22 protein-coding genes are annotated in these 25,628 nt (G+C 46.9%); 11 read left to right on the plus strand and 11 right to left on the minus strand.

Translation table 11 applies throughout. The annotated features are described in order from the left end of the window. Positions 1–41 precede the first annotated feature (41 nt). The gene (locus ACKU40_RS01505; protein WP_320174777.1) at positions 42–488 is read left to right on the plus strand and encodes a hypothetical protein; all 447 of its coding nucleotides are present in this window, start codon (positions 42–44) and stop codon (positions 486–488) included. A 21-nt stretch (positions 489–509) separates the two neighbouring features. On the opposite strand, the gene ACKU40_RS01510 is transcribed toward ACKU40_RS01505, so the two are convergent. From ACKU40_RS01510 to ACKU40_RS01555, 10 genes are all read right to left on the minus strand, one after another. Next, entirely contained in the window at positions 510–1,409 is a 900-nt protein-coding gene (locus ACKU40_RS01510) for a TniQ family protein (RefSeq protein WP_320174778.1), read from the minus strand. A 197-nt stretch (positions 1,410–1,606) separates the two neighbouring features. Then, positions 1,607–2,482 carry a lipoyl synthase gene (gene lipA, locus ACKU40_RS01515; RefSeq protein ID WP_320174779.1) on the minus strand — a complete coding sequence of 292 codons (876 nt, stop codon included), beginning with the start codon at positions 2,480–2,482 and terminating at the stop codon, positions 1,607–1,609. Next, positions 2,424–3,068 carry a lipoyl(octanoyl) transferase LipB gene (lipB, locus tag ACKU40_RS01520; RefSeq protein ID WP_320174780.1) on the minus strand — a complete coding sequence of 215 codons (645 nt, stop codon included), beginning with the start codon at positions 3,066–3,068 and terminating at the stop codon, positions 2,424–2,426. The genes lipA and lipB overlap by 59 nt, the downstream gene beginning before the upstream one ends. Before the next feature lie 6 nt (positions 3,069–3,074). Then, a complete protein-coding gene (locus ACKU40_RS01525) occupies positions 3,075–4,301 on the minus strand; it encodes a small ribosomal subunit Rsm22 family protein (RefSeq protein ID WP_320174781.1) in 1,227 nt (408 codons plus the stop codon). After that, positions 4,291–5,850 (minus strand): ASKHA domain-containing protein, encoded by a 1,560-nt coding sequence (locus ACKU40_RS01530; protein WP_320174782.1) that lies wholly within the window; start codon positions 5,848–5,850, stop codon positions 4,291–4,293. Before ACKU40_RS01530 ends, ACKU40_RS01525 begins: the two co-directional genes overlap by 11 nt. Before the next feature lie 89 nt (positions 5,851–5,939). Beyond that, a complete protein-coding gene (locus tag ACKU40_RS01535; protein ID WP_320174783.1) occupies positions 5,940–6,737 on the minus strand; it encodes a sirohydrochlorin cobaltochelatase in 798 nt (265 codons plus the stop codon). A 111-nt stretch (positions 6,738–6,848) separates the two neighbouring features. Beyond that, positions 6,849–7,610, minus strand: coding sequence for a transporter substrate-binding domain-containing protein (locus ACKU40_RS01540; protein ID WP_320174784.1), 762 nt, complete (start codon positions 7,608–7,610; stop codon positions 6,849–6,851). Between the two features lie 201 nt (positions 7,611–7,811). Next, positions 7,812–9,575: a chemotaxis protein CheW gene (locus ACKU40_RS01545; RefSeq protein ID WP_320174785.1), complete on the minus strand. Its 1,764-nt coding sequence runs from the start codon at positions 9,573–9,575 to the stop codon at positions 7,812–7,814. Between the two features lie 5 nt (positions 9,576–9,580). Beyond that, entirely contained in the window at positions 9,581–10,318 is a 738-nt protein-coding gene (locus tag ACKU40_RS01550) for an Hpt domain-containing protein (protein WP_320174786.1), read from the minus strand. A 26-nt stretch (positions 10,319–10,344) separates the two neighbouring features. Continuing rightward, complete coding sequence (locus ACKU40_RS01555) at positions 10,345–10,740, minus strand: response regulator (RefSeq protein WP_320174787.1); 396 nt, start codon at positions 10,738–10,740, stop codon at positions 10,345–10,347. Positions 10,741–10,896: 156 nt separating this feature from the next. Here ACKU40_RS01555 and ACKU40_RS01560 point away from each other — a divergent pair, with 156 nt between their 5' ends. Further along, positions 10,897–11,487, plus strand: coding sequence for an RNA methyltransferase (locus tag ACKU40_RS01560; RefSeq protein ID WP_320174788.1), 591 nt, complete (start codon positions 10,897–10,899; stop codon positions 11,485–11,487). An 18-nt stretch (positions 11,488–11,505) separates the two neighbouring features. Here the strand turns inward: ACKU40_RS01560 and ACKU40_RS01565 are convergent, their stop codons facing one another. Further along, complete coding sequence (locus tag ACKU40_RS01565; RefSeq protein WP_320174789.1) at positions 11,506–13,179, minus strand: glycosyltransferase; 1,674 nt, start codon at positions 13,177–13,179, stop codon at positions 11,506–11,508. A 202-nt stretch (positions 13,180–13,381) separates the two neighbouring features. Between ACKU40_RS01565 and ACKU40_RS01570 the strand changes: the two genes are divergently transcribed. The 9 genes from ACKU40_RS01570 (at position 13,382) to ACKU40_RS01610 (ending at position 25,589) form a co-directional block, all read left to right on the plus strand. Continuing rightward, complete coding sequence (locus ACKU40_RS01570) at positions 13,382–13,990, plus strand: L-threonylcarbamoyladenylate synthase (protein WP_320174790.1); 609 nt, start codon at positions 13,382–13,384, stop codon at positions 13,988–13,990. A 1,318-nt stretch (positions 13,991–15,308) separates the two neighbouring features. After that, positions 15,309–15,785 carry an NUDIX hydrolase gene (locus ACKU40_RS01575; RefSeq protein ID WP_320174791.1) on the plus strand — a complete coding sequence of 159 codons (477 nt, stop codon included), beginning with the start codon at positions 15,309–15,311 and terminating at the stop codon, positions 15,783–15,785. Between the two features lie 62 nt (positions 15,786–15,847). Then, positions 15,848–17,266, plus strand: coding sequence for a glycogen synthase GlgA (gene glgA / locus ACKU40_RS01580; protein WP_320176358.1), 1,419 nt, complete (start codon positions 15,848–15,850; stop codon positions 17,264–17,266). Between the two features lie 81 nt (positions 17,267–17,347). Then, a complete protein-coding gene (gene glgB, locus ACKU40_RS01585) occupies positions 17,348–19,252 on the plus strand; it encodes a 1,4-alpha-glucan branching protein GlgB (protein WP_320174792.1) in 1,905 nt (634 codons plus the stop codon). 132 nt (positions 19,253–19,384) lie between these two features. Continuing rightward, a complete protein-coding gene (gene pdxA / locus ACKU40_RS01590) occupies positions 19,385–20,368 on the plus strand; it encodes a 4-hydroxythreonine-4-phosphate dehydrogenase PdxA (protein ID WP_320174793.1) in 984 nt (327 codons plus the stop codon). Positions 20,369–20,579: 211 nt separating this feature from the next. Then, on the plus strand, positions 20,580–22,457 hold the full coding sequence (locus tag ACKU40_RS01595; protein WP_320174794.1) for a methyl-accepting chemotaxis protein: 1,878 nt from the start codon (positions 20,580–20,582) through the stop codon (positions 22,455–22,457). A 436-nt stretch (positions 22,458–22,893) separates the two neighbouring features. Next, positions 22,894–23,670, plus strand: coding sequence for a transporter substrate-binding domain-containing protein (locus ACKU40_RS01600; protein WP_320174795.1), 777 nt, complete (start codon positions 22,894–22,896; stop codon positions 23,668–23,670). Next, a complete protein-coding gene (locus tag ACKU40_RS01605) occupies positions 23,657–24,280 on the plus strand; it encodes a hypothetical protein (RefSeq protein WP_320174796.1) in 624 nt (207 codons plus the stop codon). The genes ACKU40_RS01600 and ACKU40_RS01605 overlap by 14 nt, the downstream gene beginning before the upstream one ends. Before the next feature lie 448 nt (positions 24,281–24,728). Next, complete coding sequence (locus ACKU40_RS01610) at positions 24,729–25,589, plus strand: GGDEF domain-containing protein (protein ID WP_320174797.1); 861 nt, start codon at positions 24,729–24,731, stop codon at positions 25,587–25,589. Positions 25,590–25,628 lie beyond the last annotated feature (39 nt).

Here is a 25,628-nt window from a genome sequence, read left to right on the forward strand (position 1 = left end):
TCTAAGTTTTGATCTGTTGTTCTAGGTAGGGGAGAATTGTTTTGAAAGCTATTAGACATTGTAAAGTCTATTTTTGTGCACAACTTGAACCCAAGTGTATGAAGTCTATACGTTTCGCGAATAACGATTGGTCTGAAGTCGCAATTCTTATGGGATTAGTTGATCAAGTTTTGTCTTCAGTAGGAGATGTTGCCGGAGTGTTCACAGCTTGGCTCACACTAGTTGAGCGTTCATTTGAGCATTACGAGACAGACGTTTTTTTTAATCAGCTTGATTTAATTCCTAAAGAATTATGGAGTTCAAGGGTGCAATGGGCCTCAAATGCTAATGCTGTAAGGCTTGCCTCGTTAATTCAGGCTTTTGCAGAGAGAGAAGGATACCCCCTTTCGAGTGACCGGAAAAAAGAAATTCTACCGTGGCTAGATCGGCTTGTTGATTTAGGGGACAGGCGCAGTTCGGCTTTGCAGTGTAGTCGGTTGTTTGTGTGATTCGAGCGTGTATATTAGGTGTTATTTGTTGTTTTTATATATGTTTTGCAGTTCTTTGAGACGATCTCGCATTACATTTTCATAGTATTCATATATATGAATTAGTATTGGCATCAGCACATGTCTTAAGTGGATATTAATTTTACCTAAAGGGTCTCCATTATGTTTGCGTATTAACCTTAAATCTTTCTTGGTGGCTTTAAAGTTAATGAATTCTGGAAGGCTATAGTTTTTAGGTCTAATGTAATCGAATAGTCTTATATTGTAATAAAAATTTAAGTGATAAATTGCACCCTCTCCATTACCTTGAAATATATCATCTAAAAACATGTTTTTATAGTAAATATTTTCTCTGCACTGTTTTTTCATTTTTTGTATTGGTTTCTTACAGTGATGACAGATTTGTTTTTTGGTGCTCAGAATGAATGGGCTTGTAGAATAGAATGGTTTTTTACATCTTGTGCACTTGTCAATTAGCTGTAGCTTGTGTTCGTGGCATACTGTATTGTATGAAATGCGCCATTCTTTTCGCAAGTAAGGTTTTCCGTATTTTGAGTTTGTTAGGCATTCTGGGCATACTGCAACCCTTCTTTGACGGGGAGGGAGGCTAAGCCGATTATCAAGCAACATCTTTTTGTTTTTTGAATGCTGCAAAGTCCAACCATGCAAGTCTTTGAAAGTTCCTTTTTTTAACTCATCAAAAGATTGACCAGATAGTTCAGCTAAGATTTTTAAATCGTTGCCTTTTAAATTTAGATCAAAGTCTGTGTATGGATGTACTTTTTTATTTAGAGCAATTTGACATAATATATATGGTTTATAGCCATATTCGTTAGCCGTTCTGGTCAACCAAGAGGTCAAAGATTCACCTTCTTGAATCTTAGGCCGGACTGGCCACATGGATAATTTTGACCCTGACATATTTTTAAGAAGACTGCCGCACTGAGTTTAAGTGTACGTCCTGCGCTAAAAGCAAAAAGTCACCCACATTTATAATCAATAAATGTAAGTGACTTTTTATTATTTTAGTATATGGGATCATTGCTCAGTCGCGATTAGCGTTGTGCTAGTCGCGATTATCAATGTACAGTCGCGATTAGCGATGTAAATGACAGTGTTTATAACTTGTCGAACGCCTCGGCGGCATTGAAGGAACTGCGGACAAGCGGTGCACAGAACATATGGGGCACACTAAGCTTTCTGCCGTATTCAGCGTATTCATCGAAAACAGCAGGTTCCACGTAGCGTTTTACAGCCGGATGCGCTTTTGAGGGGCGCATGTACTGGCCGATGGTGATGATGTCGCAATTGATGGCTGCGAGGTCGTCGATAACTTGATAGACCTGTTCATCTGTTTCGCCTAGGCCCACCATGAGCCCTGATTTGGCGTGAATATCACTAAGCTGTTTGACCCGTTCGATGAGTTCTAGGCTTTGTTTGTAATCGGCCTGCGGGCGGATTTCCGGGTAGAGCGCGGGCGGAGTTTCCACATTGTGGTTGATCACGTCCGGCTTGGCGGAGATTACGGTTTTGAGCGCATCAAGGTTGCCCTGAAAATCCGGGATGAGCACTTCAATTTTGCATTCGGGATGCTCGGCGCGGATACGTTCGATGGTTTCCGCAAAGTGGGCTGCACCACCGTCATCGAGGTCATCGCGGGTTACAGAAGTGATGACTGCGTATTTCAGGCCCAGACGCGTTACTGCCTCTGCCACACGGCGCGGTTCGTCCGCATCAAGCGGTTCGATCTGACCAGGACAGATGTTACAGAAGGCACAGTCTCGGGTGCAGTTATTGCCCATGATCAGGAATGTAGCCACTTTACGGGAGAAACACTCCCAGCAGTTGGGGCATTTTGCGGACTGGCAGACCGTGTTCAGATTCAGGTCATCCAGCATTTTGCTGGTATCGTTGAAAGTTCTTCCGGTGGGCAGTTTAACCCGCAGCCAAGGCGGTATCCGCAAATACTTTTCCGAATTCTTCTCTGAAGACATTTTTTACTTCCTCGGTAGAAATTTCCTTGCCAGCCTCCCGTGAAAGGGAGGTGGGGTGCGCGCCGTGCAACCCGCAGAGGGTGATGGCGTCGAAAAGTTTCATGTCACTGGAAACATTGAATGACAAGCCGTGGTAGGTGATCCATTTTTTGACCCCGATGCCGATGGAGCAGAGCTTTCCGGGACCGACCCAGACTCCGGGCCTTCCTTCACTTCTGGCTGCTTCCACACCGAATCGGGCAGCAGTGCGGATTGCGGTCTCTTCCATGTCATAGAAGAATTTCTTGATTCCGCCGCGCCGTTTTTCAATGCGCATGACCGGGTAGACCACCAGTTGGCCGGGGTAATGGCAGGTGATATTGCCCCCCCTTGCGGTCTGAACTACCTCTGCTCCCATGGCATTCAGAGCTTCCTCGCTGATGAGCAGGTTTTCCAGTCCGCCCTGACGGCCCAGGGTAACCACCGGAGGATGCTCCAAAAGATAAAGAGCATCACCGGCAGTGCCTTCCATGACTTGTTTCAGTCTTGCCAGTTGGATTTTTTCTGCTTCCCCGTGGGGGATTAATCCAAGATCAATAAATTCCATATTCAATTACTTTCTGTCTTTAAAAGAACGTGAATCTTGCTTCTGCTGCGGTTTGGCTGCTTTTGCTTCACGTTTACGCTTGTCACCTTCACGCATGGGCAGGGGGACTATCAGTGCGCCTGATTTTTCATCCCGCTTTTCTTCTTCAGGGATGGGCATACCGATAAGTCCACCGGGATACAAGGTTTTTGCTCCACCTTGTGCTGATAGCAAAATCTGGCCTTGAGCCGCACAGCCGTATTGTCCGAAGCCGCCTTCATCGAGTCTGAAGGATTCTGATATCGCACGGATGAGCATTTCGCCTTCGCGTGGATTTTCAACTTCTTCCTTTCGCAGACCTACATAGAGGAAGCTCAGGCTGACATTGTCCTTTTCGAGGCGGCATTGGGCTGAAAGTTTCTGCAGCCATGCCGGAGCGTGATCGGAATCATAGTTGAAATGGCACCATGCCTTTCCCTGTTCGCCACTCATGGGACATTCTTCGGTGTGAGTACAGGGGCCGAGAATGGGAAAACCTGCTTCCACGAATTCCTGACGGATTACAGAAAGAACCCTGCCGGAACGGCGGATACCCGGTTCGATGATCAGGATTCGTCCTTCCGGGGCCAGTTTATGGACCATGGACAGGCAGAATTTTTCCGCCCATACCGGGAGCGGGGTGCGTGTTCCGGCGGATACTTCGTTAACCATGTTGGCGGTGACCAGCAGGTGTGCTTTCTCGCGTATTTTGGAGGTGGAGCCGCCTTTGACGTTAACCATGCGCCATGGGGATTTTTCTCCGGCCAATGCTTCGAAGAGACGACTGCCTTCGCGCATGGGTTTGGGGGTGCGGTCTACGTTGATGAAGGTCAGCTTTTTTTCGCGCAGGTCCGGCCTTGCGATCCACAGGGCCTGAGCCACAGTAAGCGGTCCGGCTCCGAGGTCAACGACCACACCGTTGTCGGGTAATTTGATGTCCAGCCCCTGAAATAAACGCGCCAAGCGGTACAGGTTCCAAGGCAGGAAGTAACGCAGGTATGCGTTCAGGCTGCGTGGATCACCCATGTAGTCGTTGGACAGGTTTGCTCGTTCGCCGGTCAGGTCTCGGGAGAGATCGCGGATGGCGTATTTCAGTTCCGTGCTGTGCTTGCTTTTCAGGGGAACTGTTTTTTGTAAAATTTTTATGTAGTTATCCAATTCCTTGGATACTTCCTTGGTCGGCAGGGGGAAAAGTGAACTTACTTTAATAGACATATTTGAAAATCATCCTCTCAAGGTATTTCTGTCCAAAATCGCTGCTTCCGGCAAGTTCCAGAACTTTGGAACATGCGGGCAGGCTGGCGGCGAAATCCCTTGCTTCTTGATTGTGTGTTAAAACTATTGCTCCCTTAAGGGAGGTGTTGCCTGCGGCGCGGGTGATTGCAGCGCTTTCCGCAGGGATGAATCCGGTAGCAACCAGATCATTTATATTTACGTGCTGGCCCATTGCCCCGCCGAGGATCAGTTCTTTAAGATCGGAAGGAGCCAGCCCGGCTTTGTTCAGCAGGGCGGACATTGCGAGGTTGAAGGCCGCTTTTACTTTTAATATTTCTTCCACATCCGGGGCCGGAAGGGTTAATCCCTCGTATCCCAGATCAAGGACCGGAGTCCCGTTTCTCTCTGTCCTCTTGTCGGCCAGCTTTGCGGCAAAAGGAGTGTTTCCCGCACCGAATTGCCCTTCGCAGGTCAGCACACCTGATTTGAGCAGCAGGGAACAGAGTGAGAGGTAACCTGTCCCGGTTATACCGGGCTTTTGTTTCTGTTCCGGTGTATCCGCTTTTATGACTGTCGGCGTAAGTCCTAACGGGGTCAGGGTGAAAGCAGACACTGCCCCCGGTCCGGCTGTACGTCCGTTGCTCATGCCCACTCCTTCAAGGGCCGGCCCCATAGGAACGGAGCAGACAATGTATTCCTCTTCGGAAAGGCAGAGTACAAACTCGCCGTTGGTGCCGAGATCAGCGAAGAGATATGGCGGCTGCGCTTTTACTTCGGAAAAATTCAGGGCCACGATCCCGGCGGTTATATCTGCTCCAACAAACGGAGCCAGATGTGGCGGGATGTACGCTTCAGGGAGCTTTGCGTCAAGTTTTACCCGCTTACCTCCCTTATCCGGCAGGGAGTAAGGTGCGCGGCTTAAACTTTCCACATCATCCTGCGCAAGGATGGAGGTCATGGACGGGTTGCCGGAGACAACCAGCTCTTTTACCGGGACTGTTTCTAAAATGATAGATTGCAGCCGATCGGTTACCAGTTTGGAAAGAATCTTGCGCTGTTCCGGTTTTGCTGCAAAGGCCAGCCGGGACATTACCTCGCTGCCGAGGCCGATCTGAGGATTAAGCTCCTGTCCGGATTTTACGGTTTCTCCATTTAGCGTGAAAGCCCAGTGCATCCCAGTGGTGCCCAGATCTACTGCAAGGGCGAGATCTTCGGTTAGCTCCCGGGAAAATTTATCTGAAACTTTTGGAACGACCCTTTCCGGTTTGGGTAGAAATATTGCGGCTGCTTTTGCCTGATGCAGGCAGGATAGCCTCCATCCCGATTCTATCTCTTCGGTGGAAAACTTATGTAGCTCTTCCTTGCGTGGTTGTGGCGGGTCGGATTCAAAGCGCACCTTACATAAGCCGCACCGCCCCATGCCCGAACAGAGTGGCACTCCTTGGAATGCTCCGTTCAGGAAAAGGGTTTGGGCTATGTTCAGCCCTTCTGGTGGTGCAAGCTCCATGACTTTCCCGTCATGACTGCGCACGATGATTTTTTTGTTCATTGTTTTCAGTCTTTAAAAAAATTAACCGCACCAGCATAATGTATATGCGGTGCGGGGGACAATCAAGCAGCAAATTTTTTATGAACCGATTATTCTTCCAGTTGCCTGATGGCCTTTTCGAGTTTGTCCATCCAGCGCTGGGCGAAAATATCAAATTCCCCGACACCCTGCACTACGGTAATCGGCTCTATTCCGCGTGAAGCTACAACATTTTTCCATGATCCTTCATGTTCCCCGGCCATGTCTTTTTTTACATGGTCACCGGCCCCGAAGAGCAGAGGGAGAAGGTATGCTCTCTTTACCCCGGATTTTTCGATGCGGTCACTGATTTCTTCAATGCCTCCTTCCGAGTTGAGTTTTCCGAGGTATGCGTTTTTGTCTTTTGCTTCCAGAACTTCCTTGAATTTGTCGTACAGGGAATTACCGCTATCGGAATATTTGGAGCCGTGTGCAACGAGGATCAGCGCCTCTTTTTGCGGATCTCGGTCTTCCAGCAAAGCGAGTATGATGTCGGAAATTTCGTCGATTTCCTGATCGTTGGTCAGCAGCGGTTCGCCGAGCACTGCTTTTTCAAATTCAATTTCGCCTTTTTCGACTCGGTCCAGCAGCCTGCTGATGTTGGTGAATTCAGTCCCGGGAATAACATGCAGTGACTGAACCACTACATGAGTAAATCCTTCTGCAGATAAATTTTCAAGATTCTGCTTAACTGTAGGTAGTTTCTGGCCTTGTTCACGAAGTTTTTTAAGTACATGTCCGGAAGTGAAAGCACTGAAGACCGGGATGTCCGGATGGGCCTCTTTAGCCATCTTCAAAATATTGCCCATAGCTGAGCTGGCGGCTCTGTTTTTTGATCCGTGTGCTGCAAAAAGGATGGCTTTTTTCATCTGCTAAATTCCTGAGCTGTTGATTGTCGTTCGCGTGAACTCGCATGCATAACAGACAAAGCCCACAGAGAAAAGTTATTCCTGTGGACTTGGAAAATTGTGGCCGTATTTTTAATCTTTATTGAGGTACTTTTCAGCTATGTCTTTGATCACACCTTGTTTTTTGAGTTCCCGGAGTACCTTATTCAGTTCTCGCATTCTGAAGTTCCATCTGGATTTCTTGGATGCGCCGATGTACAGGTCTATGCTGTAATCTGGTGTATATGGTTGTTTTACAATTATTCCTTGCTGCTTGCGTATCCTCAGTTCGTAGTCCACCTGACAGTCAGTGCCGATAATTACATCAAGGCGACCGGCCGTCAGCATATCCAGAAGTTGTTTTTCCGAGTCCTTATCAATTTTATATAGGGAGGAGTCTGCATCAAATCTGGGAAAATATGCAGAATTACGGGTGTAGCCGATTTTCATTCTTTTCAGGTCTTCATACTTATTTATGGTGAATCCTGACTCCTTAAGAGTATAAAATGCCGGGCGACATGAATAATAGGGGATATCTGAGTAGACTATATATTTTTCTCTTTCGCTGTTTTTTGCAATTCCGGTCATGAAGTCTTTTTGACCGTTTTTCATATACAGAAGGCAGCGAGGCCATGGAATTCGGGTAATGTTGAAATTTACTCCCATCCGTTTTCCAATCAGGTCCATCATATCGATATCAATTCCGCCAAGCTTGTCTCCCTGCAGTTTGATTCTGAAAGGAGGCCAATAGTCCGTTGCTACGGCTGCTTGCGGTATATCCTCTTGGTCTGCAAAAGAGGCTGTCGCGCATATAAGAACTATGCAACAAAATAAGATTCTTATGAAATGGATCATTTTCTGCCCCCTCAAAGGGATAGCTCAGGCTAAATATTCTATTTCGTAACATAATATTATATCACTTTCAGCTGAAAGACCATGATGACAGGCAGTATTTTGTGTGATTCTTTTAATACAGGAGCACGAGAGTGGCGGATAATTCACTCTCAGAAGTAAAATTGCGGTGTTGAGAAATTAACGGAAGGTCATGAACGGGCGTCAGGAATCTCCTTCCATGTAGGAAGCAATCAGGGTTTCCGTATCCACTACAAGGGCATCATGCTCGCCCATCATTCCGAAACCGAGAATGGGCAGCTTGTAGATGGAATTTACCGGCAGGGTGAATCCGGTTACCACGGCCTTCTGCTGGCGCAGAACTTCATCAACCATAATCGCGGCAACAGTATCCCCCATCTTGACGAGGATGACCTTGGGTATGACTTCTTCGGATGGAGCCGGGAGGTCAAAAACTTTGTACATGCGGATAAGAGGATGAACTTTTCCACGTACGGAAACAGTTTCACGGCCGTCAGGAAGATCGGTAAATTCTTTTTCCACCGGTTCGTATACTTCAAGCACTTCCCGGCTGGGAAAGATAAATGTTTCGGGTCCTACCGTTGTTACAAGTGCGTCCACAATACCTTCATTCACCGAGCGGCTTAATGGGATGGCAATGGTAAAGGTGGAACCCTTGCCAAGTTCGCTGGAAATGGAAACCTTACCGTCAAGCGTATTCTGAATAGCTGTGACTACCGCGTCCATGCCAACACCGCGCCCGGAAATATCCGTGACAGCACTTGCTGTGGAGAATCCGGATTGAAGGATAAACTCGTAAATTTCTTCCTTGGCATATTCCTTTTCAGGATCAGCAAGGCCGCGCTCCATGGCTTTGCTGAGCAACACATCTGCATCAAGTCCCTTACCGTCATCGGAAATTTCAATGTAGGCGAATTCTCCTTTGCGGAAAGCATTCAAGCTGACATTGCCCATTTCATCTTTGCCACACATCTGGCGGTCTTCGGCGGACTCAATACCATGGTCAAGCGCGTTACGCAGCAGGTGTACCAGCGGTTCATTGAGGCATTCCACGATAGTTTTATCAAGGGCCAGTTCTTCACCGTTGATGGTGAATTTAATGCGCTTGTCGAGCTTCTGGGAAGTCGACTTGACCAGCCTGTGCATGGGCATAAAGATCTGCTTCAAGGGCACCAGCCTGATTTCATCCACTTCTGATTGCAGATTGCGGATAACTTTATCCAGTTCGGAAAGACTGGATGCAATTTTAGAAATATTGTCCGTTTTGGTCTGAGCTATGACTGCATAGGTAACCATCAGTTTTCCTACCAGTTCAATCAATGAATCCAGTTGCTGGGTCGAAACTCGGATGGATGAAATCGCCTGTGTATCTTTCTTTTTAGCGGGAGTTGGCTGGACCGTGGTGCTTTGTTCTTCGTCCGGAATCTGTTTTGCGGCTGCTGCAACTGGTTCAGATTCAATGTCTTCCGTTTGCTCAGAAGCCTGTTCTGTTTCAGCGGGTGAAAAATCACTCTGGGACTCAACTTTTTCCCAGCCCTCATCTTCAGGGGGGGCTTCGCCGGTCATGGCCAGCATCTCGGCCATCATTTCCTGTTCATATTTATCCGGTGCGCTTGCAAGTTTTTCTCTAGACTCTGTATCACATACAGGTTCCGTTTCTTTTCTTGACTCAACCGGGGCTCCGCCTTGATCAAGCAGTCCTCCGATGCAATAGAAAAATTTTTTCTGGGCTTCAGCGATATCAAGCAGTGAAGTGATCAGGTCGGGGGTGATGGGAGTTATGCCGTCACTCAGCATATCCATAAGGGCGATTATCTGGGCCGATCTCATCTGGGCATTATCAAGTCCCAGTGCTTTCAGCACATCATTGATATCACAGGAACCGTGCTCAAGGCTGACAATTGATTCTTGAAGCTGGCTTATGCAACTGGAAATACTGTCCTTCATTATCCTCAAACTCCAGTGTTGTTCAGAAAGCTATCCCTGCTGTCAAATACCGTCAGGTAACGCTGGAAGCCCCAGGAATAAAAGGTGCTCGTGCAATGACTGTTCATGCCGGTAACGCCAATATCACAATTTTCTGAATATGAGGCGATCAATTCGAAAAATGCTGAACCTACGGACATGGTGATCCCAAAATCAAAAAGGACCCTGTTTTCGTCATTTATTGACAGCAGACTTTCTTCAACCATTTTCAATTGTTCGGAACTGTATATTCTATTTACTTTGAGGGTGAATATCTGGGCATCCGTAAGTTGTTCCATCTCAATCGGATTGAGGCCGGATTCATCTGCTGCTCCGGTTTTCTGGCTTTCGCCTGAGAGCCGTGATTCAATGTCATCAGTCAGGGACTTGTCGAAGCTGCCGGATTCCCGCAGCTGTTCGATAAGCATGAAGATTGTGTTAACGGATTCAATGGCAAGAGCAATTTGCATGAGATCGTGTTCAACCTCTCCTGCCTGCATCTTCTTCAGGTAATCTTCAACCTTGTGGGTAAAAGTGGAGGCCGGCTCGAAGCCGGACATGAATCCGGTGACACCCTTGATGGTGTGCAGCGGGCGTGAGAGCACCTCAATGCCTTCCTCAATGCGCTGTTCATCAAGGAGGTCGATTCCTTCAAGTACCTGCGGGTAGTACTTGTCATTTACTTCGGAAAAGAATTCTTCAATTAGAGAATCGTCTTCACTCATAAGTGGTGCTCCATCTGCCGGAAAATCTATTTGTTCATCAGCCCGATTTTTTCGAGCTCTTTGTAAAGTTTTTCCCTGTTCACGGGTTTGACAATGAAAGCTGATGCTTCTGCATCGTGGAAGGAACGGATGACTGTTTTGGGGTCGTCCAGAGCTGTGGTCATAATGACTTTGCAGTTCTGGGACATTCCTTTTTCATTCTCAAAAGTTCTAATTTCTTCGAGGGCGGAGAGTCCGTCCTGTTCAGGCATCATGATATCCATAAGTATTAGACTATATGGATCTCCTTCTTCGTATGCCATTTTGTATGCTTCCACCGCTTCTCTTCCATTGACCGCAACATCAATCACGAAAAGTGGAGCAAGAAAGGTCGAGAGCAGTTTCCGTCCTACAAATTCATCCTCTGCAATCAGCGCACGCATTAAAGCCTCCGTGAAATAAATATCCTCTGAAATCATTACACATCATTTTTTTTAAATCAATCAAATGTGGGTGCTTATGTTCTACTTTTTGTTGCGCTGCAACATGTTTCAGGTCAACCCTTGCAAACTTGCAAAAGGTTGGGTACCCAGTACGCCATGGAAAGACAAAGAACACCTCAAAGAGAAGCACGGGTTAGGGATGTTCTGGCAAAACGCCAGAAGGATTTTACCCTTATTATTGATAATGTATGGGATCCCCACAACGTTTCGGCCATCCTTAGGAGCTGTGATGCTTTCGGCATTTACGGCATACATTTATACTATACTGTATCACAATGGCCCGAACTTGCAAAAAAAACTTCTGCATCAGGGAAGAAATGGGTAGAGTGCACCAAACATACTGATCCGGTGGAGATGGTCAGCGGATTGCGCGAACAGGGATATCAGGTGCTTAGAACAGGTTTTTCCGAGACAGCAAGGCCGCTTATGGACTTTGATCTCAGTAAACCTTCTGCTGTTATCCTGAGTAATGAGCATAGCGGAACTGCCCCGGAGCTTTCGGAACTGGTGCCGGACGAAGTTTATATTCCCATGCAGGGCATGATCCAAAGCTTTAATGTTTCCGTTGCAGCTGCGTTGATTCTTTATCACGGATTTTCCCAGCGTTTCGCCAAGGGCATGTACGACAATCCTTCTTTTTCTCCCGAAGAGATGGAAAAGCTTACCGCTGAATGGTTAGCCAGATAGCTGATAAAGTTTTTTCTGCTATCTGTTGGTAAGGGCTTCTGCAAGCTCTTTCCATTTGCGTTCAGCATCCTGCCAGAGCATGGCCAGGTCTTTTCCAAAGAGGACGTTCAGGTCATGCTCGCTGTATTTGCTCTCCAGTTTTATCTTATTCCCGAAGACCTGAGCCATGGAACGCACGTTGCTTGCCTTGGCAAGGCTTGAGTGTTGGATATGCCCGATGCGCAGCTGGCCGGCGTAAACATGTTCATAGCCGCCGAGAGCTGCGCGCAGGTCACGTTCAAGATCATCGAACTGGGTCGGGTTGAAACGTACATCGAAATCTCCGCACTTGTGGATTGCTTCCATATTCAGCATATGGCAGCAGCCTGAGACATGCGTCGCCGGACGGGTATAAGAAAATTGCCCATAATCAAACCCGTTGCGGCAGCTGTCAAAGACCATGATCCGTTCGGTCAGTCCTTCTATTTGTGAAGTCCCGTTCCCGGGCGGGAAGAGATGGTAGTCTGCGGATTGCAATGATCTTGGTGTTCCGGTGGATGTTATTCTGCAGCCCACGGCTCCGGGATTTCCGTAACTATGTGCGGTTGCCAGCAGCTCTTCAAGCCAGTTCGGTTCAAGTTCCACATCATCATCCAGAAATACTGCCCACTTGGCTTTGCGTACCTCCGGTTCGGCCAGCAGCCAGTTACGCGCTGCCGGAGCACCGACGTTAACCTGCAGATGTATCGGCTTGTAGCGATCCTTGCGGAAAATATATTGTGCGTCATTGACCACTTGTCCTGTGCTGTCATCAGAACCGTTGTTCAAGGCGAAAATCCGTGCATTTCCGATATTTGATGCAGCTACATTCTTGAGCGTGTTTTCAATAAGCTGTCCATTGTTCCACGAGTAGAGCAGGATGGCGACTTCTTCTGAGTTGGCGAGGGCGTTTGATGTGTCGATCGGGTTAAGCAGGCCGTGCAGTTTTTGTCCCCAGTTCAGGTTCCAAAAATTGTTTTTCCAAAGTTCAGCGAGCAGTTCCGTCCCTTCTTGGGTCTGTCCGGTGCGGAGTAATAGTTCACTGCGTATATAATCCTGCCACAATGACCAGATATCGTGATCAAGTTCATTCAGGGCCTGCAATGTTTCATCTGTCGAACTGTATAAAAAATTGTACTGAGCTTTAAGCCTTTGTTTCAGTTGGGTTAACTCATCGCTCCAGTTGACCAGATCCAGTGCTGTCTGCGGGAGTTCAGCATTACCCATGCGCAGGAGGGTATCCCATGAATGGGTCAGCCAGCTGATACCGTCCGATCCACGCAGTAAGGGAAAAAGGTGACGGATAATCAGGGCGTGGTCCCCTGCCTGAAAGAGGTTCTCGAGGTCTTGGAGAGGGATTTCTGACACCGGGGTTTTGATCAATGTTTGCAGTATGCCCAACAGAGAGTTAGGGCATGATGTTTCATTTAAACCCATGCATCGCACTGCTGCAGAACGGTTCAGCGGATTCTGTTGCCATGCCAGCAGGGAAAGTTCGGCGCTGACTTCCTCAAATATAGGATGGCCAGCCGAAAGGTGCTGAAAAACGTTGATTAATCCTGTTTGATGGGAAAGTTCTTCTGTTCCCATAACCCAGAGAGGGATTGAATTTTTGACTGCAGATAGGAAGTTTTCAACTTTCTCAGCTTCGAAATTGTGTGTGGCAGCAATCATTTATCATCTCCATTTGTTCATATACTGACAGCATCTTTTATTATGCCAAACGGATGATAAAGTCATGCAGCTTCTGCAGTCTTCTGTGTAGTCTGTTAATAATGATATTTCTCGAGCATTAAAAGATGCTGGACATAAAGCATAAAGTTGGTATTAATAGTCGCTCCGTATGCTGTAATGCGTCTTTTGGAGTAAAACAGGAATGAATGAGCAGGAAGCTGTAAATATAATAAGGATCGGAGGGGTCCTGGTCTATCCTACGGAAACCCTTTTCGCCATTGGTGCAGATGCCATGGATGAAAGGGCTGCGAACCGTGTCGCCCGTATTAAAGGGCGTCCTGTGTCCAAGCCGTTGCCGTTGATTATCGGCAGTATTGATCAGCTTGACCTTGTTGCTGAATCTGTTTCTCCTGAATTACTTAAACTGACCAGACTCTTCTGGCCCGGACCTCTTTCCATTCTGGTTAAGGCCCGGGAAGAGCTTCCTTCTGCAGTCAAGGATTCTCGTGGATATACTTCAGTCCGCTGGACCGATCACTCCCACGCAGCAGAGCTGTGCCTTAAGGCTCGCACTCCGCTTATTGCCACCAGTGCCAATATGAGCGGCAAGCCCGGGACCGGTGTTGCCGCAGAGTTGGATGCAGAACTGACTATCATGGTGGAGGGAGTTTATACTCCTGACCCCGGCCCGAAAGGCGGTAATCCATCAACTGTAGTGGAACCGCTCACGGAAAATAAAATCAAAATATTTCGAGATGGAGTGGTCACGCGTGAGCAGTTAACCCGTGCCGGATTTGTGATTGTGGATTAAATCCTTATCTAAATATTTTTTTGACCTGTCCTTTTTTAAGGGCAGGTCTTTTTATTTGTGCGGTAAAAAATATTTTACTTCCGATGCCGTATTTGGTGGGGTCTTTTGGGAATGGTAAAAGTTTTTGAACTGAATGGCGGAGATTTGTGTTAAAAGTAAAATTTAATTTATTATTTTATTTTAGCACATTATAGTGTTTGTGTGATGCCTGTAAAGTGTTGGCACAGCGGTTGCTATATACAAATTACCTTCAAACTTTTGCTGAACAAAAATGCTGAAACTGGCCTCGTCGGAATTGATCGACGGGGCCTTTTTCATTTTAAGTCAAAATTGGTGAGCAGTGAAATTTTATGAACTGGTTCGTTTAGAATTTGGCGGACGGAAAATTTATTTGCAGCTTAAGTCGTGGGTGGTAAGTCCGGTAAAAAATATTTTACCCTCGATGCCTGTTTTATCCGTTATCTTTTTGTAAGGTAAAAAAACTTGTACTAATATGAGCTTCGGTTGGTGTGTTCTTTTTTTGAGATTAAGTAAGTTATTTCAGTATCTTGTTTGCGTTTAGGTGCGGGTGTAAAGTGTTGGCACAGTGGTTGCTACGTAAGTATTACCTTCAAACTTTTGCTGAACAAAATGCTGAAATAGGCCTCGTCGGAATTGACCGACGGGGCCTTTTTCATTTTAAGGCAAAATTGGTGAGCAGTGAGATTTTTCTGCATTGGTTCGTTTAGAATTTGGCGGATGGATAGTTTCTTTGCAGTCTTAGTCATGATCAGTGATTCAGGTAAAAAATATTTTACCCTCGATGCTTGTTTCATCCGGTATTTTTCAGTCAGGTTAAAAATATTGTACTAATATTAGCTTCATTCGGTGTTCCCTGTTTTTAATTTTATTTAAGTTATTTAAGTATGTTGGTTGCTTCTATGTGGGCATTTGGGGCTTTGGCACAGCAGTTGCTAAGTAGATATTACCTTCAAACTTTTGCTGAGAAAATGCTGAAACGGGCCTCGTTGGATTTAACCAACGGGGCCTTTTTCATTGTTGAGACATAAAAGTCTTCATTTCCTATCCGCGCAGAAAATCATATTAAGGATTTCAGTACGGCCTGAATCAACCTTTATGCGTTGATTAACGGGCTCTGAGAAGGGTTGTACAAGATTTTGAACTGGTGTTTGGATGTTACAAAGGTAAAGTTTTAGAAAAAAAAGCGTATTTCCTTGTAATGAAATTCCATTCGCGGTATTTATAGTAACTGATAGTCATATGCTTGTTATGCATAAAAGTTCATGTATTTGTAGTTGATTAAAGAAAGGCTGTTTTAATGCTCGGATCAAAACCGTGTCCCCACTGCGGGAAAGACGTTGTACATTACCGTAATCCTGTTCCCACTGTTGATGTTATTATTTATGATCCTATCCTCGGGGTTGTGCTTATTGAACGCAACAATCCTCCTTTGGGCTGGGCTTTGCCCGGTGGGTTCGTTGATTACGGAGAAACCCTTGAACACGCTGCCGTCCGCGAGGCAAAGGAAGAAACCGGGCTGGAGGTGGTGCTTACCGGTCTGGTGGGTGTCTATTCCATGCCTTGCCGCGATGACCGCCAGCATACCATAAGCGTTACCTATAGTGCTGTAACCAGTGATACATCGGCTTTGCAGGCCGGTGATGATGCCGGAGGAGCTCGCTTTTTTAAACTGGACAGCCTGCCTGATCTCGTTTTCGATCATCGCGATATTCTGAGCGATTTTTCATCCAAGCTGGTTCGTTTGCAGAACCACGCTGCTGTTGGCAATAAATAATAACAAGCTGAAAACTGAAGGGAGTCGGACCAGTGCACGACGTTCTTTATGTTACTTCTGAAATGTACCCCTTTTCAAAAACCGGGGGCCTTGGCGATGTTATGGGAGCTTTGCCTCCTGCAATCCATGCCAAGGGTGCCAAGACCGCTGTAATCACCCCTTTTTACGGGCGTATGAATCTCGACGGTCATAAATTGCGGCTGGTGTATTCCGATCTGCATGTGGGCTATCCATGGCCGGACACAACTGCGGAAATTTACCAGACTGACTACGACGGCATTTCTGTATACTTTGTGTCTCGTGGTGAATTTTTTGATCGTCGTCATTATTACAATACCCATTACGGTGATTATTTCGACAACTGCGAACGGTTCATCTTTTTCTGTAAAGCCGTGCTTAAGTGGGCGAGAATGCTTCCGTCGCCTCCGGCGGTGATTCATTCCCATGACTGGCAGTCCGCGTTGGTGCCCCCGTACCTGTATTTTGAGCGGGCAACGGATTCTTTTTGGAAGAATACGAAGACCGTGACCACTATCCACAACCTTGCTTTTCAGGGCCGTTTTTCCGAGAGGCTGTTTCATGAATCCGGCCTGCCTGCCGAAGCATGGTCCATGCACGGGGCCGAGTTTTACGGTGACCTGAACATGCTTAAGGCCAGTATTGCCTATAGTGATGCGGTGACCACGGTCAGCCCGTCTTATGCTAAGGAAATTCTTGGGCCGGAATTTGGCTGCGGTCTGGAGGGCTTTCTGAATAACCAGTCTCACAAGTTGCACGGTATCCTGAACGGGGCAGATTATTCCATCTGGGACCCCGGTAATGATAAGTTCCTACCCTGCTGCTACACTGCTGAAGATATTCGCGGCAAGCAGGAGTGTAAGAGAAGCATGCTGCGTGATTTTTACATGTCCGACCAGTTAGAGAATAAGCCTGTTCTTGGATTTATCGGGCGTTTGCGCGGGCAGAAGGGGATCGATCTGCTTATTGACATCCTGCCGAGGCTGATGGAGAAAGATGTAGGGGTAATCGTGCTTGGCGAGGGTGATTTAGGGTACGAAGCACGCTTGCTGGAGTTTATGGAGGAGTATCCAGGACAGTTCTGCGTACAGGTAGGATATACCGAATATCTGGCTCACGGAATCCAAGCCGGGTCCGATATATTTCTAATGCCCTCACGTTATGAACCTTGCGGATTGACCCAGATCTACGCACTGCGTTTCGGTACTCCACCGGTGGCTACCGCCGTGGGCGGTTTGCGTGATACCATTACTCCGTATCCGGCATCTGATGCCACCGGCTTTACCTTTGAGAAACTTGATTCAGAACTCTTTTATGAAGCGGTAATGCAGGCCGTGGATGCATGGCATGACCGTGAAGAGTGGCAGAAAATGGTGAAACGGGCCATGCGTAAGGAATTCACATGGGATCGTTCAGCTGCCGAATATATAAAATTATATCGCGAGCTTGGCGCCAGATTGTAGAACCTTTTCTTGTCGGTTCAAAAAATTATACAGGCTGTTGTATTTACTGATGATCGCAGCAAACCAGAGGACTTTGCCCTGATGCCAGAAACTTTACCTGTCTATATTGCCCCTTTTGATCTTTTTCTGTTCGGCAAAGGGGAACATTGGGATTTATACCGCATACTCGGTGCACATTTTGACCTGCAGGAAGGTCAGGAAGGTTACCGTTTTGCGGTCTGGGCACCCAATGTCCGTGAAATTTTTGTTACCGGTGAATTTAACGGCTGGAATAACAGGGCCAATAAACTCATGCCCGTGGGAGTGTCCGGTATTTGGGCCGGCTTTATTCCAGGTGTGAAGCCCGGGCAGATGTATAAGTATCATGTGGTTCAGAATGACGGTCACGAAGTGACTAAGACTGATCCTCTTGCTTTCCGCACTGAAATGCGTCCCGGTCATGCCGCCGTGACTTGGGGGCTTGATAATTACGAATGGCAGGACGATAAGTGGATGTCCGAACGGCGTCAGACCGGATTGCCTCTGGATAAGCCTGTGTCTGTCTACGAGGTCCATCTCGGTTCGTGGCGCAGGGAAGGATGGGATTACCGTACCTATCGCCAGCTTTCCGAAGAGCTGATTCCTTACGCTAAGGATATGGGCTTCACCCACATCGAACTTATGCCCATTGCCGAGCATCCTCTTGATGAATCATGGGGATACCAGACTACCCATTACTATTCGCCCACCTCGCGGCACGGTACACCTGATGATCTGCGCTATTTTATCGATCAGTGCCATCAGGCCGGATTGGGTGTTATCCTAGACTGGGTTCCGGGTCATTTCCCAAAGGATGACTGGGGATTGGGACGTTTTGATGGTACATCTCTTTATGAGCATGCCGATGCCCGCAAGGGCGAGCATCCGGATTGGGGGACCTACATATTCAACTTTGGGCGGCACGAGGTCTGCAACTTCCTGCTCGCCAACGCTCTCTACTGGCTTAAGGAATTTCATATTGACGGGCTGCGTATCGATGCTGTGGCTTCCATGCTTTACCTCGATTATTCCCGCCGAGAAGGGGAGTGGATTCCCAACGAGCATGGCGGAAATGAGAATATCGAAGCCATTGAACTGCTCAAGAAGCTTAACTCCGTAGTTCACGAACAATTCCCCGGCGCTATGATGATTGCCGAGGAATCAACCTCATGGCCCGGTGTGTCACGTCCTGTTTATACCGGAGGTCTTGGTTTTACCTTTAAATGGAATATGGGCTGGATGAATGACACTCTTGATTATATGGAAAAGAGCCCCATCCATCGCTCATACCATCATAACAACCTGACCTTTTCCATGATCTACGCTTTCAGCGAGAACTTTTTCCTGCCGCTCTCTCATGATGAAGTGGTGCATGGTAAAGGAGCGTTGCTTTCCAAAATGCCCGGTGACATGTGGCAGCAGATGGCTAACTTGCGTTTGCTTTTCAGTTATCAGTGGGCGCATCCGGGCAAGAATCTGCTCTTTATGGGCTGTGAGTTCGGGCAGTGGAATGAATGGAATTGTCGGCAGGAGCTTGATTGGATGCTGCTAGGTTTTCCTTCCCATCAGGGATTGCGTAACACGGTCATTGATCTGAACCGGGTCATGCATGAGAATCCGGCCATGTATAAGCACGATACGGACTGGTCCGGTTTCGAGTGGGTGGACTTTAACGATTACAAGTCCTCGACTATAAGTTTTCTGCGCAAGAGTGAAGGTGACAGTCCCGTTCTCTGGGTGTTCAACTTCACTCCGGTTGTGCGGTCCGGGTATTGCCTCGGTTGTCCGCAAGACGGAAACTGGGAAGAAATATTCAATTCCGATGCTGAAGTTTACGGCGGCTCCAACGTGGGGAATGTCGGCAAGGTCGAGGCCCGCAAGGCCGGAGATCTGGGCGCTTTTCCCTATTATCTGGAACTGACTCTGCCGCCTTTGGGAGCTATTGCCTTAAGACCAAAGCAGGGGTAGAAGAATGCCTCCGGCGGCTTAACCCCTTTTGTGAAAAGGGTTTAAGAATCCCAAAACTTTTTAGTAGTTTTAAATTTATTAATTATTGGGAGGTCGTGCTATCGGCCTCCTTTTTTATTTTAGGAAATAGTTATGAAAAAAAATATATGTATTACTCTCGGTGATCCTAATGGATTGGGTCCTGAACTGGCTTGCCGATTGTTTGCTGAGCGTCCGGCTGACCGTGCTTATTTGATGATCGGCCCGGAGAATGGTCTGCTGTACCATCTTGAGCGGTTGGGACTGGATAAATTTTATACTGTGCTTGATGATCCGGAGCAGATTGTTGATACCGAGCCGGGATATTATTTGTTCTGCCCGAAAGCTCTGGACGATTTTGAGCTGAAGGTCGGTCTCGCTGATCCTGAGGGCGGACGTTGTGCCGGGGAGGCCATGGAAACTGCCATGGACCTGCTGAATCGTAAAGTTCTGGCCGGACTGGTTACCTGTCCTTTGAATAAAGCCATGCTTCAATTGGCAGGATTTGATTTTCCGGGCCATACTGAATTTCTTGCAACCCGTTCCGGTGTGGGACGGGAAAATGTCTGCATGCATCTTGGCGGACCGAAGCTCAAGGTCAGCCTTGTGACAACTCATCCCCGTTTTGTGGACATTAAGGGACTGGTCACCAAGGAGCGGATTCTGCGTTGTATTGAATTGACCGACAGCTTGGTAAAGTCGCTGGGTCTTACCAAACCCATAGCTGTTTGCGGGCTGAATCCACATGCCGGGGAGTCCGGGCGTATAGGTGATGAGGAAATCAAGGTTATTGAACCTGCCATTGCTGAAGCGCAGGCCAGAGGATTTGATGTGGAAGGGCCGTTTCCCGGCGATACTGTTTTTTATTTTGCCGCACAGGGTGATTACAGCGCAGTACTGGCTATGTATCATGATCAGGGCTTGGCTCCGCTCAAGCTCCTTCATTTCAGTGAGGCGGTGAACATTACCCTCGGCCTGCCATTCCCGCGCACTTCACCAGATCATGGGACCGGATATGATATAACCGGAACCGGAAAAGCCTCCCTTGATAGCTTTAAAGCTGCCATGGAATGTGCTGAAATGATGGTTGACGCATAATTTAAGTTCAGCTTTTTTTATTGCCCGTAAGTGCTCACGCTTACGGGCTTTTTTAGTTGTTTTGCGGGGATATTAAAGGGGGTTAGTGGCTTCGCTGTTAGCTTTTGTGTTGGACTAGGATACCCAGTTGGGGTAATGTTGAGTCTGATTATTTTGTAACTCAGTGTGAGTGGTCATGTTGTTTTTAGGATTTTAACTGGAGAGCATTAGCATGAGCTGGGTATCAAGAAGTTTGTTGAGGGTGATACTGCTGCCAATTATCATACCCATTCTGGCTGGAATTGGCGGCCTTGTTTTCTATGTTCAGAATTCTTCCTATAAAATGGTTCTTGATAATTCTATGGAGGCAGCCACCAGTCAGGCTGCCATTATTGCTTCTTCGCTGGACTTATTTGTTACTGATACAGTGGCAGTGGTTAAGAGTCTTTCCGGACAGGATGCGGTGAAGGACTTACTTGAAGGTAAAGCTTCTACTGCCGGAAAGTTGTTTAAAGAAACCATGCTGAATAATGGCGTTATCTGGGCCGTTCTCGCATTCGATCGCAATGGCAAAGTTGTTTCTGGAATGGACAGCAAGGGTGGCGCACTTGATGGAATCGATATTAGTTCCCGGGATTACGTTAAAGCGGTCTTAAAAGGTGAAGACAGCTACATAACCAAGTCTGTATTCAGGTCCAAAACTGATAAAAGCCTGCTTTTCGGGGCCAGTGCAGCCGTCAGGGATGCAAAAGGTCGTCTGCTGGGGGGGATTGCCGTTTTCGGCGACTGGGCGAAATTTGCGGATCGTTTTGTGAAGCCTGTGGTTGTCGGTACTGAAGGATACGGGGTCGTTACAGACGCCACAGGACTGGTGCTTTATCATCCTGCTGAGAAATTGATTCTGCAGGATTTAAGTAAATATGGATTTATGAAAAGGGCACTTGCTGCCGGTGCTGGGAAGGAATTTTATGACTGGCAGGGACGCAGCAAGGCCATGATCTTTAAGACCGATCCCAAAACGGGATGGCTGGTCATGTTGACAGCTTATGAGAGTGACATGGCTTCTGCCGCTGTTATGCAACGTAATGTTCTGACCGCTGTCGGGGCAATCATCATTCTGGTCGTTTGCGGTATTGTTTATTTCTCGGTCCGCCGGCTGGTAATTGTTCCTGTCAGTGGTGGAATGCATGTGGCCGGGAAAATGGCTGCCGGGGATCTTTCTGATTCGGTCACAAGTGACTCTCCAAATGAAATCGGTAAGTTGATGCGTTCACTGGGAAGTATGATTTCATCTTTGCGTGAGGTTGTTGTGGGAGTGAAATCTGCTGCCGAGCAGGTTGCTGCAGGAAGTGAGGAAGTTTCCGCATCTGCCCAGCACCTTTCAGCCGGAGCCACAGAGCAGGCTGCTTCCGTGGAGGAAGTTTCTGCCTCCATTTCCCAGATGACCAGCAATATTTCCAAAAACACAGAGCTTGCAGAGGAGACCCGTGAAATTGCAGTGAAAACTGCCCGGGAAGCTGTGAATGGAGGCGAGGCTGTTTCTCAAACCGTTGGTGCAATGAAGGATATTGCAGAGAAGACCTCCATAATTGAAGATATTGCACGTCAGACTAATCTTCTGGCCTTGAATGCTGCTATCGAGGCAGCAAGGGCCGGGGAGCATGGTAAAGGGTTTGCCGTGGTAGCCTCAGAGGTGCGGAAGCTGGCAGAAAGGAGCGGTGTGGCAGCCGGGGAGATCAGGGAACTGACCGGATCAAGTCTGCAGGTTGCCGAGAGGGCTAAGCAAGTTCTGGATACCATGATTAAAGACATCAACCGCAATGAAGAGCTTGTTGGGGAAGTTGCTGCCGCCAGTCGTGAACAATATGAGGGAGGGCAGCAGATTTCAAAGGCTATCACTCAACTCGATGAGGTAATTCAACGCAACGCAGCTTTTGCAGAAGAGCTTTCGTCTACTTCTGAAGAGTTGTCTGCGCAGGCAGTTAAGCTTCAGGATACAATGCAATTTTTTACTGTTCCTGATGATATGCATCAATATTCACCGGTTATCCGGAGAGAAGAAGCTCACGTTCATGCATTGGAACCCGGTGACGGTTTTAAGCGTATGTGAGGCTGACAAAAAGAAAAAAGGACTTATTTTATAATAAAGACGTTGTTTTTTTGATGAGTTAACCGGGAGGAGGTGTCGAGGCTCCTTTTAAGGAGTCTGATTAGTCGCAACCCTGTTTTCCGATTTGTCTGGAAAGCAGCTGTATGGGGACTGATGACGTCAGCTGCTAAAGTCAGGTTGTCCACTCGTTTTGGAGTACGTTGGAGCACAGATTCTGCTGGTCGTTGACCGGAAGATATCCGGTGTAAACAATGAATTGTAGCAGTAGTTCTTTCGTGAAGTGGAAAGCGGCTTGAAATCTCCTCCTGTTTACATAAATATCCGGTTGTGGTTAGATTGAAATGCGGCATTTAATGGCGCATTTCTTTTTTTGTTTTGTTCTTGCTCAACTAACTGATAAGGTACATATTTATCAAAATATAGATGGAGTTGATTTATGTCTGTCGGGCGCTTCAAAATTTTTTTTGCGATGATACTGCTTTTGCTGGGGATCAGTGTTGCAAACGCAAGTGCCGAGAATGTGATCTATCTCAGCTCCCTTGAATGGCCGCCGTATGTAGGAGAACGGCTCCCTGAAGGCGGGACCAGTGCCAGAATTGTACGTCAAGCTTTCGCGGCCATGGGCTATGAATTGAAGATTTTGTTTATGCCTTGGAAAAGAACAATGCGTATGGTGGAAACGGATTTTATGGTCGCAGGTTACTTCCCTGAATACTATTCCAAAGAAAGAGCTGAAAAGTACATTTTTTCAAAAAGTTATGGTTGTAGTCCCGTTAGTCTGCTGGAACGTAAAAAGAATCCGGTCAGCTGGAAAAATGTTGATGATCTGGCCGGACTGCGGGTGGGCTTTGTAGCCGGATATGTGAATACTCCCGAGCTGGATATGGCTGTGGCTAACGGCACCATTGATGCTGATTTTGCCCCTTCCGACAAAAGTAATATCATGAAAGTCATCAAAGGCAGGATCAATTGCGCAGTGGTTGATCCTTTGGTCTTCAGTTATCTGGCAGTTACTGATCAGGACGTTGGAAAGCGTAGCGAAACTGTCCAGATCGATCCAAGGGCTTTTGGTGTTAATGAGTTGTTTGTTGCATTTCGAAAGGATGAACAAGGGCTTTTTTATTCACGCATTTTGAATGAAGGCTTGAGCAAGATCGGTATTACTGGAGCATGTGAGCAGCATGAAGAAAGGGTTTCTGATGTTGGTAAATGAAATTTATTCTTATAGTTTTGAGAAACCTGCGCTTTACCTTCTATCTTTATTGCTTGGAAAACCGAATGATATTTCGGAGCTGACGGTTCCTTCTGATTTTGGCCTGCTCAGGTTTAAAGGTATGGATCTTTTGCAGGAGCGGGGTCAAATCCCTAAGCTGGTATTGGATTTTGAACTTGAAGGCGGAAGTTTAAGGACTGTTTATTTCGGACACGTATCTCCGTTTAAGTTGGGAAATGTCCAGCTGATTCAGGAAGGGAGAGCAGAAATAAACCATGTGTTTTCAGATGCAGGGAAAGTCATGATTCCAATGCAGGCAGCCACGGAGATTGCCGGGATTCCTGCCGGTTTGAATTGGAATATTGTTGCCGGAAGTCTTTCGTTGTGGCGGGCCTGCTGTGGGTTGCCGAACGGATGTGAACCATCTCTTGGAAAATATTTTAATAAAATGAAGACCGTTTCCCGCTACCAGTGGGAGAATATCAGCTATGAACTCAAAGGGGATGAGATAGTTGAAGAATGGACTGCCTGTGTAACTGATGCGGTAGTTCATGGTGCGAGGGTTGTTTTTGTTATAAAAAATGGTTTAATCTCTGTATTGAGAGATTAAGGTGTTGTATTGATGTATTAATCTGCGATGTGAAAAGTATTATTTGTATTATTCTAGTTCGCGCTCAATCTTTTGCTGCATAAGGAAATGTAACCAAACTTGACTTAACTCGTTCCTAAAGTTAAATCTTGCCCTCGTTTTTGCTCGAGGGGGAGCTGTGGATAAATTAAATTTTATGGGCGAGTTTAAAGATTCTGCTCTTGAAAAGTCATTTCAAAGAGATAAATGGCCTTCTGTCAGGTTTAGACTTCTTTTTTTATATTTCGTCACGATAGTTACATATATTGCAGACGGGTACAGGAATTATACCGTTCTTGGTTCCGGGACTGAATTTCATACTATTTTGCTAGGAAACTTGAGCGCATGCCTGCTGGCCGTTTTTGCGTTTATCCTGCTTTTGGCAGACAATGTCAGATTAAAGGTACAATACCTATGCATGTCCTTGTGTATGTTCTCGGTTCTGGCAGCAGAGTCATTGGAGCTGGCAGTTAAATTTATTGATATCGGCTCACTTAGTGTGCCGGTGACTGTTTTTATTGTCTTGGCTTATTATATTCTTCTGCCGCCCCGTATCATACAGCCCTTTGTAGCTGCTGTTAGCGGATCTGTTCTGTATCTGGCTGCGTTGGCATCAGTCCTGCCTGTCCACTCAAGTTCTTTCGTAAACTCTGCAGTTTATCTTTTGCTGGCTAATGCTTTCGGTGCTTTTTTTCTTTATACTTTCGGCAGGTCTTTGCGCCGGGAGTATGCAGCAATGGAAGATTTGAAAAAGCTGGTGGCTGTTGATGAGCTTACCGGAGTATGCAGTCGCCGCAGGGTTCTTGAAGCCGGTGACTGTCTTTTCAAGTCCGCACTCCGCTTCAACAGCAAGCTGTCAGTGCTGATGATGGATATTGACCATTTTAAGAAGGTCAATGATGATTACGGGCATTGTGTGGGAGATGAAGTTTTAAAGGAAACAGCTTCTCGTTGCAGCGACGTTCTACGGGAAGTGGATCATTTCGGTCGTTTAGGAGGAGAAGAGTTTTTGATAATTCTTCCCCATTCCGGGGTGCATGACGGGATAAAGGTGGCCGAAAGACTGCGCTCCTGTATCCGTGAACGTATGTTCAAGGTGGGAGAGTCCTATTTACCTGTTTCTGTCAGTCTCGGAGTGGCTGAGCTGCGTGGGCATGATGATTTCAAGAGTTTGATTCAAGAGGCAGATGAACAGCTGTACCGAGCCAAGAAATGCGGTCGCGATCTTGTCTGCCCGGCAGGTCTAAAGATTGTTCGGCAGGTTCATCTCAATGAAGTTTCAGTAAAATAAAAAACTGGGAAGAAAGTTTAACTTTCTTCCCAGTTTTAT

This window comes from Maridesulfovibrio sp. (genome assembly GCF_963666665.1).
Classification (GTDB): domain Bacteria; phylum Desulfobacterota; class Desulfovibrionia; order Desulfovibrionales; family Desulfovibrionaceae; genus Maridesulfovibrio.